The sequence below is a fragment of the Fenollaria sp. genome (assembly GCF_057222035.1).
This window is the reverse complement of record NZ_JBXXYC010000003.1, coordinates 61,359-73,541: the sequence shown is the minus strand read 5'-3', so window position 1 is coordinate 73,541 and position 12,183 is coordinate 61,359. Positions and strand designations below refer to the sequence as shown.

Annotated in this window: 11 protein-coding genes and 1 riboswitch; of the genes, 6 read left to right on the top strand and 5 right to left on the bottom strand. The window is 37.3% G+C overall.

Annotated elements, in window-relative coordinates; genetic code table 11:
* Nucleotide 1 precedes the first annotated feature (1 nt).
* Complete coding sequence (locus AC2UOP_RS03955) at nt 2-895, bottom strand: ABC transporter ATP-binding protein (RefSeq protein WP_019214500.1); 894 nt, start codon at nt 893-895, stop codon at nt 2-4.
* A 136-nt stretch (nt 896-1,031) separates the two neighbouring features.
* On the opposite strand from AC2UOP_RS03955, the gene AC2UOP_RS03950 reads away from it, so the two are divergent.
* The 3 genes from AC2UOP_RS03950 to thiT all read left to right on the top strand — a co-directional run bounded on the left by AC2UOP_RS03950 (nt 1,032) and on the right by thiT (nt 4,037).
* Nucleotides 1,032-1,727: a response regulator transcription factor gene (locus tag AC2UOP_RS03950; protein WP_484832713.1), complete on the top strand. Its 696-nt coding sequence runs from the start codon at nt 1,032-1,034 to the stop codon at nt 1,725-1,727.
* A gap of 1 nt (nt 1,728) precedes the next feature.
* Nucleotides 1,729-3,006, top strand: a complete 1,278-nt coding sequence (locus tag AC2UOP_RS03945; protein ID WP_484832712.1) for a sensor histidine kinase — start codon at nt 1,729-1,731, stop codon at nt 3,004-3,006.
* Nucleotides 3,007-3,366: 360 nt separating this feature from the next.
* Nucleotides 3,367-3,460, top strand: a riboswitch (TPP riboswitch).
* A gap of 25 nt (nt 3,461-3,485) precedes the next feature.
* Nucleotides 3,486-4,037 carry an energy-coupled thiamine transporter ThiT gene (gene thiT, locus AC2UOP_RS03940; RefSeq protein WP_484832711.1) on the top strand — a complete coding sequence of 184 codons (552 nt, stop codon included), beginning with the start codon at nt 3,486-3,488 and terminating at the stop codon, nt 4,035-4,037.
* 587 nt (nt 4,038-4,624) lie between these two features.
* Here the strand turns inward: thiT and AC2UOP_RS03935 are convergent.
* Both AC2UOP_RS03935 and AC2UOP_RS03930 read right to left on the bottom strand, forming a co-directional pair.
* Nucleotides 4,625-4,786 carry a hypothetical protein gene (locus AC2UOP_RS03935; RefSeq protein ID WP_484832710.1) on the bottom strand — a complete coding sequence of 54 codons (162 nt, stop codon included), beginning with the start codon at nt 4,784-4,786 and terminating at the stop codon, nt 4,625-4,627.
* 147 nt (nt 4,787-4,933) lie between these two features.
* Nucleotides 4,934-6,304, bottom strand: coding sequence for a cation:dicarboxylate symporter family transporter (locus AC2UOP_RS03930; RefSeq protein WP_484832709.1), 1,371 nt, complete (start codon nt 6,302-6,304; stop codon nt 4,934-4,936).
* 216 nt (nt 6,305-6,520) lie between these two features.
* Between AC2UOP_RS03930 and AC2UOP_RS03925 the strand changes: the two genes are divergently transcribed.
* The 3 genes from AC2UOP_RS03925 to AC2UOP_RS03915 all read left to right on the top strand — a co-directional run bounded on the left by AC2UOP_RS03925 (nt 6,521) and on the right by AC2UOP_RS03915 (nt 9,947).
* Entirely contained in the window at nt 6,521-7,543 is a 1,023-nt protein-coding gene (locus AC2UOP_RS03925) for a PTS sugar transporter subunit IIC (protein WP_484832708.1), read from the top strand.
* Between the two features lie 404 nt (nt 7,544-7,947).
* A complete protein-coding gene (locus tag AC2UOP_RS03920; protein ID WP_484832707.1) occupies nt 7,948-9,426 on the top strand; it encodes a C69 family dipeptidase in 1,479 nt (492 codons plus the stop codon).
* A 248-nt stretch (nt 9,427-9,674) separates the two neighbouring features.
* Nucleotides 9,675-9,947: a type II toxin-antitoxin system RelB/DinJ family antitoxin gene (locus AC2UOP_RS03915; protein WP_484832706.1), complete on the top strand. Its 273-nt coding sequence runs from the start codon at nt 9,675-9,677 to the stop codon at nt 9,945-9,947.
* Between the two features lie 113 nt (nt 9,948-10,060).
* On the opposite strand, the gene msrB is transcribed toward AC2UOP_RS03915, so the two are convergent.
* Nucleotides 10,061-11,113, bottom strand: coding sequence for a peptide-methionine (R)-S-oxide reductase MsrB (gene msrB / locus AC2UOP_RS03910; protein WP_484832705.1), 1,053 nt, complete (start codon nt 11,111-11,113; stop codon nt 10,061-10,063).
* 10 nt (nt 11,114-11,123) lie between these two features.
* Complete coding sequence (locus AC2UOP_RS03905; protein WP_484832704.1) at nt 11,124-12,116, bottom strand: MsnO8 family LLM class oxidoreductase; 993 nt, start codon at nt 12,114-12,116, stop codon at nt 11,124-11,126.
* Between the last annotated feature and the right edge of the window lie 67 nt (nt 12,117-12,183).

Sequence of the window (12,183 nt, the reverse complement as noted above, 5' to 3'; positions counted from 1 at the left end):
CTTAAGACCTGCTTTCTTCAATAAATAGCTTTTCTAGACTTTCTTTTTCTTCCTCTATCCTGTATATATCAACTTTTCCTGTTAAAAAATTAACTATATCTGCAATATCTTGGTTAGATTTTTTACCTAAAATTATTTTTTTCTCACTTATGCAGTCTATGTCAAGGTCTAAAAGTTCTCTAGCCTTGTCATTATCAGAAGTAATCATTGATATATATGGCGGATGAAGCCTTCTGTATTCGTCCAGACTGCCATTGTAAGTTAGGTTACCCTCTTTAAGTATACCTATGTGAGTGGAAATTTTTTCGATTTCATCAAGTATGTGCGAAGAGATAAGTATGCTGGTAGATGTGTTTTTCACGATGTTTTTAAATAAATTTCTCATCTCCTCAATCCCTTGAGGGTCTAGGCCGTTGATTGGCTCGTCTAATATCAATAGTTTTGGGCTGCCCATCAGTGCCATGGCTATGCCTAGCCTTTGCTTCATGCCTAGGGAGTAGTTCCTAGCCTTTTTCTTGCCCACATTGTTAAGGCCTACTAGATCTAAAGTTTTATTGATGCTCTCTTTTTTAATTCCTTTTAGGCTTGCGACTATCTCAAGGTTTTCGTAGCCACTTAGGTGCTCGTAAAATGATGGATTTTCAATAAGAGCGCCAAGATTTTTATTAAAATCCTTTTGGTTTTTGGCGTTTACCTCTTGATCGAAGACTTTAACTGTGCCAGCGTCTTTTTTCACAAGACCAAGTACAATCTTCATAAGAGTTGACTTGCCGGCGCCATTCTTACCGATAAGGCCATAGATAGAGCCTTCTTCGATTTCCAAAGAATCAATGTCTAGGACCAATTTTTTGTTGTAAGATTTTTTTAAATTTTTTACTTCAAGTATTTTTTTCATAATCATTCCTCCTAAAATTATAATAGCACGCATAGATAAATATAAAGTTTACACAAGCTCACTTTTAGATAACAAATTCAAATAAAGCTAAATATATTAAAAAAATGTTGTATAATAATCTTAATGAGGTGGGGTAATGGATTTTAGAAGTAATTTTAGTATATTGTTAGTCGATGATGAAAAAAGTTTATTAGAAAATTTATATAATTTTTTGAAAGATAAAGGCTTTAAAGAGGTTTATACTGCCAAAAACTTGAAGGAGTCCAGATTTAAATTAGAAAATTATAAAATCGATTTGGTGGTTTTAGACTTAATGCTTCCAGACGGTAGTGGCTTTGATTTATTAAAGGAGATAAGAAGCGCGTCTAATTTAGCGGTTATCATACTTTCAGCGCTTGATGGCATAGATGACAGAAGAGAAGGCTTTGAGAATAAGGCGGACGACTACCTTGTTAAGCCTTTCTTCCCAGATGAGCTGCTTTGGAGGATAGACGCAGTTTTAAGAAGAATTAAAAAAATTAAAAGCGACGAGAAAATAAATTTAGGTAAAGTAGTTTTTGATAAATCGAGAGGCATACTTGAAAAGGGCGGCGAAGAAATTCCCTTGACAGCAAAGCAATTTAAAATTTTGGATTATTTATCCCAAAATATAAATACAATAGTTTCAATTGACCGAATTTTAGATAATATTTGGAAAGACTCTTATGGCTACGAAAACACCTTGATAACGCATATATACAGGCTCAGAGAAAAGCTTGAGGATGATCCAAGAAATCCCAAGATTTTGATCACAATAAAGGGTCTTGGCTACAAACTAATTAAAGAGGATTAAAATGTTTAATTATATATTAAAAAGATTTAAAAAAATTGTCATCAGAATACTAAGTTTATTGTTTTTTCTATTATTACTACTTATGATATTTTTATACTTAAACTATAGATTAAATAATAAATATCCAAACCCTAATTATATTTACTCCTATGTGAATGAACATAAAACGGATACTTATCTAAACGAGAAAAATATAGCGTTTTTACAAGAAAAAGATATTTGGGCTATAAGACTGGACAAAGAGGGAAATCTTATAGAGAGCTTTAATAAGCCAAAAGAGCTTAAGAACAAGTTTGATATAAGAGATGTGGCGAGATTTGCGAGATACTACTTAGCTGATTACCCTGTATTTACCTATGTTTTAGACGATGGCATAATTGTCTTTGCCTATCCGAAGCATTCCTTGGACAAATTGCCTTCAAACTACTACAGTTACAGTAAATTTATTTTCAATATAATACTTGTTTTGGCATTTTTAATTTTATTCTTATTATTTGTCTATGTATTTTATAAGATAGATATTAAAAATATCCTTAAAAATATACTCCCACTGCAAAGAGCCATAGATAAGCTGTATGAGGATGACTACGAAAAGCTCGATGAATACGGCGACTTGAAAGATTTGACGAAAACCATAAACGAGGCGAATGAAAAATACAGGGAGCTAAAAAAGTCTCAAGGCAAGTGGATTAGAGGCGTGAGCCACGATGTGAGGACGCCGCTTGCAAAAATTTCTTGGGAAGTAAACAAAGAAAATCCAGATAAAAAACTTATACAGGACGAGGTTTTGAAAATTTCAAACATCTTAGAGGGGCTAAACCTCACTATATCACTCTCTAGCATTGATAAAGAGAATTTTACTAGTGAAAACCCATTAAAAATAATCAGAAAACTTATAGTTGATAAACTAAATGAAAATCCAGAGCGAGAAATTATTTTCGAAAATAATATTAAAACAGATACGAAAATTAAGATGGATGAGAATTTATTTTACAGAATGCTTGAAAATATCTTGAAAAATGCACTTAATTATACAGCTGGCAAAATTAAAGTTACGCTTGGAGAGGGTGAAGACGTGATAAGTATCACTATATCGGACGAAGGCAGTGGCGTAAGTGAAGATATTATCAAGAGAATTAACCAAGAAGATTTGACAAATATTACAAAACATGGCTTAGGTTTATTCATTTCTAAGCAAATAGCTGAGCTACACGACGCGAAATTTATTATAAAAAATAAAAACTCAGGTTTGGAAGTATCATTTATCTTTGATAAATAAAGTGAATAAAAAGGAAAAGAGCTTGTACAAAAAATGTACAGGCTCTTTTTGAAGGAGATATTTCAAAATGAAAAAATATTTTCATCAAATTATAATTAATGTTTCCTTTGAACTTTCTTATAGCTCCTTAGAAGAAAATAAATTATTGCAAGGCCAATAATTAGTCCCACGGCTTTCAAAATTAAATAATTATCCATATGTAAACCTCCTTAAGGTGCTTAGGAATCACTTGAGCGTGATAAATCGTTCAATTATATATACCCAAAATTTTTAATAATAAACATAATTTATAAATAAATTCGTGCATTTCCTTGACAAATTATTTTTCTTGTGCTACAATCATCAATGTAATAATTAATATTTTATCACTAGGGGAGCCATTGGCTGAGAGATTTATCGACCCTTACGACCTGATCTGGTTAGTACCAGCGTAGGCAAGTGCGAGAAAACTCCTAGTGACATCATTAGGGGGTTTTTTTATGAAAAAAATTAGTACAAAAATATTGACTGAAGCGGCTGTAATGATTGCTTTGTCAATAGTTCTTGGTAGATTCAAGATTTTTGAAATGCCTCAAGGCGGCTCAATCACTCTTGGACAAATGATTCCACTTTTATTTTTCGCAATAAGACATGGCGCTGGCTATGGTATAGTTGTTGGCGCTGTTTATGGCGTTCTTGACATGCTTTTAGGCGGCTACATCTACACACCTATCCAAGCTATACTTGATTATCCATTAGCTTTTGGCTTACTTGGACTTGCTGGATGCTTCTCTAAACAAATTGTTAGCGAAGGAAAATCATTCTACGTACCAGTTGCTGTTATAGTCGGCGTTCTAGGTAGATTCATCTGCCACGTATTATCAGGCTACATCTTCTTCGCAGAATATGCAGAAGGATCAGGCCACGGCCCACTTATGTACTCAGTTATTTATAATGGTACTTTCTTGGGAGTGGAAGCGGTAATTGCGTTTGTAATTATTTTAATTTTAGCGAAAAATGTTCTTTTATACGGATTGGATAAGAGTAGATAGGATTTACTTCGCAAAATCTGATTTTATTGGATAAGAACTAAGATCTTATTCTTATGAAAATTAAAATTATATATCTTTTGCATTGGCTACTATGGATTAAATTCTATAGTAGCCTTCCTTTTTTATTCGGATTTTGCGTTATTCCTCGAAAAGTGCATTGCACATCGAAAATTATTTTCTCCGAAGGCTGCGCTCGTGAAAATCAATTTTCTCACTATTGCTGTGAAAATAATTTTTCTTAGGCTCTATAAAATACTGGTAAAGTCGCCAAGAATGAATTTTCATCTCACATATAAAAGAAAAGTGTTATTAACGAAGTGACGCATCTGAACAAATTGTGAAATTTATTAGCGAAGAGCGCTGCCCAAGTGTCTTGCACCAAGGTTCTCGTTCTTAAGAACGAGGTTCTTCAAAATTCATCTAGTGAAGTGAAACGTAACGAATATGAATTTTCAAGCGATCGAGCTTTTAGAAATTTCCAATTTGAGAAGCCTAAGTCACGAGTAATACACTTTTCGTTATAGTAGCAAATCTATTTAAATAGAAAAAAGACAGGTGCTCAATAATATCAAGCACCTGCCCATCTCTTATTTAATTACACCTTCAACAAGGTATAACTTTTTAAACAATATTTTCTTGAATTTCAAAGTTAGCGTATCATCCATTGCCCTGACAGCAACAAAGACGTAAACCTTGAATCCATCTACTTCATAAAGACCGTAATCATCTTTATTACTAGGTTCTTCCAATTTCACGATTGGTGTTACTTCGCCTGCACCTCATTCGGAGCAGCCCGATAAATCAATCGTTACAGTGTTTTTTCCTTCGCTCTTAAGAGCACTCTTAAAACTATCTTCAAGAATAATCTTCATAATTGTAACCTCCTTTAATAGAGTTTAGTCCACAATTTCTTTTCTGTTGTAAATTTCTTCGTTTAATACACCAGTTCTCTTCGAAGCTATAACCCCAGCAAGTAGTGAGTCTGAGATGTTTAGAGCAGTTCTACCCATGTCTATGATTGGTTCAACTGAAATTAGTAGACCAACTAAGCCAACTGGGAAGTTTAGTGCACTTAAGACAACTATGGCAGTGAAAGTCGCTCCACCACCTACGCCTACAGTACCGAAGCTTGCTAGTACGCATAGTAGCGCTACTTCAACAAGAAAAGCTATTGACAATGGATTTATACCCATAGTCGGAGCAATCATAACAGCAACCATAGCTGGGAAGACTCCGGCGCAACCGTTTTGGCCCACGCTTGTACCAAGTGTCGATGCTAGGTTTGCTATGCCCTCTGGCACACCTAAGTTATTTTCTGCATTGTTTATGGTAATAGGTAGTGTTGCTGCAGATGATCTTGATGTGAAGGCAAATAATAAATTACTCATAGATTTTCTATAGAATGTGAATGGATTTAGTCCAGATGTCAATAGATATAGCATGTGAACTATAACCATGATTATCATTGCTGCGTAGCTGATTAGTATGAAGTTTACAAGCTTTAGTATAGCTTGCCAATCAGATGTTGCAGTGATCTTGATCATTAGAGCTAATACGCCGTATGGTGTTAGTCTAATTATGATTCTAACAAGGTGCATGATGACATCGGAAATGTCCTGTACCCCTTGAATGAACCTATCTGCCACGTCCTTTTTATAATTTTTAAGCTGCATAGCTGCAAGACCTATCATGAAAGCAAAGAAAACAACAGCAAGTGTTGCGTTATTGCCTTGACCAGTCAATGCATAGAATGGATTTGTTGGTATGATATTAACGATTTGCTCTTGCATAGGAAGTTTGCTGAAATCAGCTTGCTTTTCCATAAGCACCTCTTGTCTGTGCAATTCGTTTTCACCAGAGTTTAGTCCATCGGCATTTAGTCCAAAGACTGCTGATAATGAGCCAGAGACCATAGCCGCGATAAATACTGTGATTAAGAAGACAGCCATAATCCTAAATGTGCTCTTGCCCATGCCGCTTTCTTGCATAGCAACTGATTTAACGATGCTTATGAAGATTAGTGGGAAGGCTACCATAGTTAAAAGTTTTACATAGGCACTGCCAACTATAGAGATCCAGGATACTGATGTTCCAAGGACTTCCTTGTCTTTAACGATAATTTGTAATAGCACGCCAAAGATGATGCCGACTGCTAAAGCTATCAAAACTCTTGCGTTGAAGCTTAGGTTTAGCTTCTTCATGTAGCCAATTGCAAATAGCATACATGCAAAGATTGCAATAATTAGTAATATAAATAATAAAGTCATTTTTCATCCCTCCTTAGCTGCAGTTTATCACTTTTTTTATTACTTGTCAAGGATTGCACATTATAGTGCTATTAATGCTTATATAGTAAGATAAACACATAATTAACAAAGATAATATTATTAATTAACAACTTGCGAAAAGCTATAAAAAAACTAGAAAAAACTCTTCACATAAAAAATATTGGTGCTATAATATCAAAAAAGGAGATTGATGAAATGAAAATAAAAGAATTTTTACACAAGAAAAATGTACTGGTATCATACAAGGTCTACCTTATTGACGTGCTTGGCAACATGGCGATGGGCCTATTTGCATCGCTACTTATCGGCACCATACTAAACACGATCGGCACACACACTGGAGCGAAGTTTTTATCTGAAGAGCTTTGGCCACTTTGTAAAGACATGACTGGCCCAGCCATTGCCGCGGCGATAGGGGTCGCACTAAAGGCGCCAAACCTAGTTATGCTCTCATCGCTTGCAGTTGGCTACATAGGAAACCAGCTCGGCGGACCAGTTGGCTGCCTTATCGCATCGGTCGTTGCGATTGAGCTCGGCAAACTTATTTCAAAGGAAACCATGATAGACATCATTGCAACACCACTAACTGTAATACTTTCAGGCTTTGCCATCGCAAAATTCGTTGGCCCGTCCATAAACATGATGATGGTGGGACTAGGCGATATAATCATTGAAGCGACTAAGCTAAGACCATTCTTTATGGGTATCATAGTTTCTTTGATAGTCGGTATGGTTTTGACTCTGCCAATATCGTCGGCGGCTCTTTGCATGATGCTTGGGCTAAGTGATCTCGCTGCAGGCGCTGCAACTGCTGGCTGCTGCGCGCAAATGGTGGGTTTCGCCGTGATCAGTTTTAAGGTGAATCGCTTTGACGGTCTTCTTGCTCAAGGACTCGGCACAAGCATGCTACAGATACCAAACATAGTAAAGAACTGGAAGATATGGCTTGCGCCGTCACTTGCGTCCATGATAACTGGACCAATAGCGACTTGTGTATTTCAATTAAAAAATACACCGCTTGGCGCTGGTATGGGAACATCGGGTCTTGTGGGCATTTTAGAAACCTTCAATGCAATGCAAAATACAGATATGACCATGACAATGATTGGAGTTCTTTTGACATATATAGTGCTGCCAGCGGTTTTATCATTACTATTTCATAATCTATTTAAAAAATTGGGATGGGTTAAAGACGACGACTTATTACTTTCGCGTTAAATTATTTTTTATTCCAATTAGACATATTTAAGGACTATACTATAAAATGTGTAGTCTTTTTTATTATAATGGGTATTATTAACTGTAATAATTAAAATAATATTTCGTAGAAAAAATTTGATGATTGGGCGATGTGGAATCTTGATATAATTATACAAGTCACTTAAACTCTTAGTTTGCAGAGAAGTTGAGATGATTGAAGAACCTCGTCCATAAATGGCCGAGAACCTTTACGCTATGCGTTGTACAGAATTTTTTGGAGTGAGACGTATAAACATACGTCGCAGTGACAAAAAATTCGAAACTAGCAAAAGAGCTCAACTTAATGCGAAATAAGTGAGCATTGCTGAGGAAGGAATGGGCTCAAGGGCAAATTTTTTTAGAAAGATAAGGAGGTATTTTATATGGCATGTACAACTATTCTAGTCGGTAAAAATGCGAGCTACGACGGCTCAACTATAGTCGCAAGAAATGAGGACTCACCATCTGGCATCTTCTGCGCAAAAAGATTCGCGGTGATGAAGGCAAAGGACCAACCACGTAAATACAAAGCAGTTATTTCAAAGGTTGAGATCGATTTACCAGACGATCCGATGGACTACACTTATTCGCCAAGCTCTGACACAAAAGAGGGCATTTGGGGCGCTTATGGCGTTAACGCTAAAAACGTTACCATGAACGCTACTGAAACACTTACTACAAATGAGCTAGTTATGGGCGCTGATCCACTTGTTGAGTACCATAAAGATGAGGACGGAACTGAGCATTTTGGCGGTATAGGCGAAGAAGACCTAGTTACTATCACACTTCCATACATCAAGAGCGCTAAGGACGGCGTTAGAAGATTGGGCGCACTTCTTGAAAAATACGGCACTTACGAGATGAATGGTATTGCCTTCCAAGACGAAAATGAAATTTGGTGGCTTGAAACAATTGGCGGCCACAACTGGATGGCAAAGAGGGTTCCGGACGATGCTTATGTAATTATGCCAAACCAATTAGGCATAGATGAATTCGATTTTGACGACGCTTATGGCGATGAAAAAGAATATATGTGCTCAAAATCATTAAAAGATTTAGTTAAAAAAGCGCACCTAGATAAGAGAATGAGTGAAGAAGAGGTATTTAACCCTAGAGACGCCTTTGGTTCACACGACGACTCAGACCACACATATAACACACCAAGAGCTTGGGTTCTACTACGCTATTTCAATCCAAAAACATTCTTCTGGGATGGCTACGACGCAGATTTCAGACCAACTGACGACAATTTACCATGGGCACTAGTTCCAGAAAAGAAAATTACTATAGAAGAAGTTAAATGGGCACTATCTAACCATTATCAAGGTACACCTTATGACTGCTATGCAAAACACAAAGACGAAATGAAGGCAGGAATATTTAGACCTATTGGTATAAATAGAAATAACGTTTTGGGCTTAACACAAGTTAGAGGCTACATGCCAGACGATTTGAAAGCACTTCACTGGCTAGCACTTGGCTCTAACGTTTTCAATGCGATAGTACCATTCTACACAAAGGTTTCCAAAACTCCAGACTACGTTGGAAAGGCAGTTACAAAGCCATCTACAGACAATTTCTACTGGATCAACAGGATTATAGGCGCGCTTGCAGACGCACACTTTGCTGAAAATGCTTCAAATGTTGAACGTTATCAAATCAAGATCAATAATAAAATGAATGAATTGATTAATAAATTTGATGAGGAATATGCTAATGCAAAGGACAAAGAAGCCTTCTTTGAAAAAGCAAACCAAGAAATATCAGACTTTGTAGAAAAAGAAACTTTGGATTATTTGGATAAAGTATTATTTACTTCATCTTGTCTAATGCGCAACGGATTTTCGCGCAGCGACGCTTAGTTCTTATCAAAATTGCGACTAAGGCTTGTTTCGCTCGTTTGTGCCTTGCGGAGTGCGTCTAGCACGCCTCAGGCACTCACTCACTGTACTTCGCCTTATTCATCAATTTTGCCAACAGAACTAGAATTGCGGAGACATTGTTAAACTGTTATAATTTAATTTTACTAACGATTTTTAAGCTAATTTAATGACATTGTATTGACAAAGTCTTTATCAAGTGCTAGAATTATATTAAGGAAGGTGATTTTATGAGTAACACTAACTTAAATGTAAGGATAGATAAGGACATAAAAAAGGCTGCGGAAGAAGTTTACGCTGAACTTGGCTTTAATATGTCGACAGCCATAAATATGTTTTTAAGAGCAAGCATCAGAAAAGGTGGCATTCCTTTTGATTTAAAACTAGATGTGCCTAATAAAGAGACTTTAGAAGCGATTGAAGAAGGAAGACGCATGGCACTTGATCCAAATGTACCTTCTTATGATAATATCGAAGATTTAAGAAAAGCACTAGATGTATAAAACAAAGCTGTGAGATTATTTTTCTCACAGCTTTTATTTTTGCTCAAAATTTATTTTTTAAATCGTTTAAATAATATTTTTGCGACGATAATCACAAAAATAATTATTACTATTCAATCCGCACTAATCCCTCTATCACCATTACCATGCGATTCATCTTTCACCTCTGTCACTTCTTTTGGCTCTTCGCTCACATTTTTCCTTGCATTTTCCTTATACACATCATTTGCGAAAAATATTTTGTACTCGCCGTAGCCTTCCTTATCCATGTCCTCAAGCGGTACAAAGCGCAGAGCAGCGCCATCGATACAGTATCTTAGTCCACCCATCTCCTTAGGTCCGTCACTAAAAACGTGGCCTAGGTGATTCTTGCCGTGCTTGCTCTTGATCTCGACACGCCTCATTCCATGCGATTCGTCCCTGTTGTAGCTAACGCTGTCACTATTTATAGTCCTCGCAAAGCTAGGCCAGCCGCAGCCTGCATCGAATTTATCCTGTGAAGTAAAAAGCACTTCACCAGTTAATTTATCCACATAAATCCCAGCTCGCCACTCATCATTTAGTTCAGACGTATGCGGATGCTCAGTTCCTTCCTCCCTCATAACCTTGTAGCTAAGCTCATCCAAGAGCTTTTTTGCTTCTTCATCTGAAACTTCTTTGTACTCTTTTTCGAAAATGGGCTCATCAGCTTCAGCTAAATTGATATGGCAGTAGCCGCCCGGATTTTTCTCCAAATAATCTTGGTGGTAGCCTTCTGCTAATACGAAGTTTTTCAGCTCCTCGACCTCAACAGCGAGCTCGCCGTGAATTTTTTCTTCGTATTTATATACCTTGTCAATAATTTTTTTATCAGCTGGATCACTATAATAAATTCCAGTTCTATACTGTCTACCCCTGTCGCCGCCTTGCTTATTGACACTTTTTGGGTCAATGACCTTAAAGTAGCGAAGAAGTATTTCTTCTAGGCTCACAAGGCTTTTATCATAAGTTATTTCAACGGTTTCAGCGTGATCAGTCTCTTTAACTCTCTCGTAATTAGTGCTATCACCCTTGCCATTAGCGTATCCTACTTTTGTGCCCATAACACCACGTATTCTATTGAAATAGCCTTGCATGCCCCAAAAACAGCCGCCAGCTAAGTGTATGGTCTTGTTGTTATTATTCATAAAATCACCTCTATTTTCTCTCGTTAACAATATCTTCAAGTATCTCAAAGGACTTCGTAAGCTTGTCATACTCAGGAATATAGCTTACCGCAATCAATTCATCAAAACCGTAATCCCTCTTGAAGCCCTCATAAGTCTTCTTCGCGTCCTCATAAGTGCCGCCAATGTGCAGACCGCGCATAGCCTTAAGAGCAAATTTTTGCATGCTTGTAAGCTCTGGCGCGTCGTTCGGGTCAATCTTTTCGAACTCATCGCGATTGTCCACGTCTAGTATCTTTAAAAACACTTGCATCGCGTGAAACTCAAGCTCAGCCGCGTCCTTTTTATTCTCGCCAATGTTAGCAGAAACGCCTAAACTTGTGTATGGCGCGTCAAGGTACTTACTCTTTTTGAAATTATCTCTGTAAATGTCAAAGGCCGCTTTAACGGTGTGCGGCGCGAAATGGCCTGCGAATGAATATGGTAGACCAAGCTCAGCCGCTACATAAGCGGAGTTTATGGAGCTACCCAAGATAGTTATAGGGACTTTTGCGCCCATGCCAGGATAAGGCGCGCTCTTTAAGCCACTTGCATCGCCATCGAAATATTTTAGCATTAGGCGGATAGCGTCTAAAAACTTTTCTTGCTTATATGTGTCACGATAGATTATTTTTGCAGTTTCTATATCAGTGCCGGGTGCTCTACCTATGCCAAGGTCTACTCTGTGAGGGAAAAGCGCTTCCATAGTTCCGTAGCGTTCAGCAACTTGATATGGCGTATGATTTGGTAGCATCACGCCGCCTGCGCCGACCTTGATGCGCTCTGTTTGGCCTAGTATGTGAGTTATAACAAGTTCAGTCGCGCTCGATAGTACGGCGGGGCTGTTATGATGCTCAGCGACCCAATATCTTTCAAAGCTTCTTGAGTCCGCAAACTGAGCGAGTTTCACGGCTCTTTCGAAAGCCTCCTTTTTTGTTTCGTCCTTGTATTTCGGTACAAGATTTAGTATCGAAAGCTTAGTCATTTAATCACCTCTATATATCTATTTATCTAAATTTCACCATGCTTATGGACTAGCCATGACCAATAAA

Excerpts from the sequence above, each read along its gene's own strand:
- AC2UOP_RS03920 (WP_484832707.1), top strand. The coding sequence starts at position 7,948 with ATGGCATGTACAACTATTCTAGTCGGTAAAAATGCGAGCTACGACGGC.
- AC2UOP_RS03950 (WP_484832713.1), top strand. The coding sequence starts at position 1,032 with ATGGATTTTAGAAGTAATTTTAGTATATTGTTAGTCGATGATGAAAAA.
- AC2UOP_RS03955 (WP_019214500.1), bottom strand. The coding sequence starts at position 895 with ATGAAAAAAATACTTGAAGTAAAAAATTTAAAAAAATCTTACAACAAA.
- AC2UOP_RS03925 (WP_484832708.1), top strand. The coding sequence starts at position 6,521 with ATGAAAATAAAAGAATTTTTACACAAGAAAAATGTACTGGTATCATAC.
- msrB (WP_484832705.1), bottom strand. The coding sequence starts at position 11,113 with ATGAATAATAACAACAAGACCATACACTTAGCTGGCGGCTGTTTTTGG.
- AC2UOP_RS03915 (WP_484832706.1), top strand. The coding sequence starts at position 9,675 with ATGAGTAACACTAACTTAAATGTAAGGATAGATAAGGACATAAAAAAG.
- AC2UOP_RS03945 (WP_484832712.1), top strand. The coding sequence starts at position 1,729 with ATGTTTAATTATATATTAAAAAGATTTAAAAAAATTGTCATCAGAATA.
- AC2UOP_RS03930 (WP_484832709.1), bottom strand. The coding sequence starts at position 6,304 with ATGACTTTATTATTTATATTACTAATTATTGCAATCTTTGCATGTATG.
- thiT (WP_484832711.1), top strand. The coding sequence starts at position 3,486 with ATGAAAAAAATTAGTACAAAAATATTGACTGAAGCGGCTGTAATGATT.
- AC2UOP_RS03905 (WP_484832704.1), bottom strand. The coding sequence starts at position 12,116 with ATGACTAAGCTTTCGATACTAAATCTTGTACCGAAATACAAGGACGAA.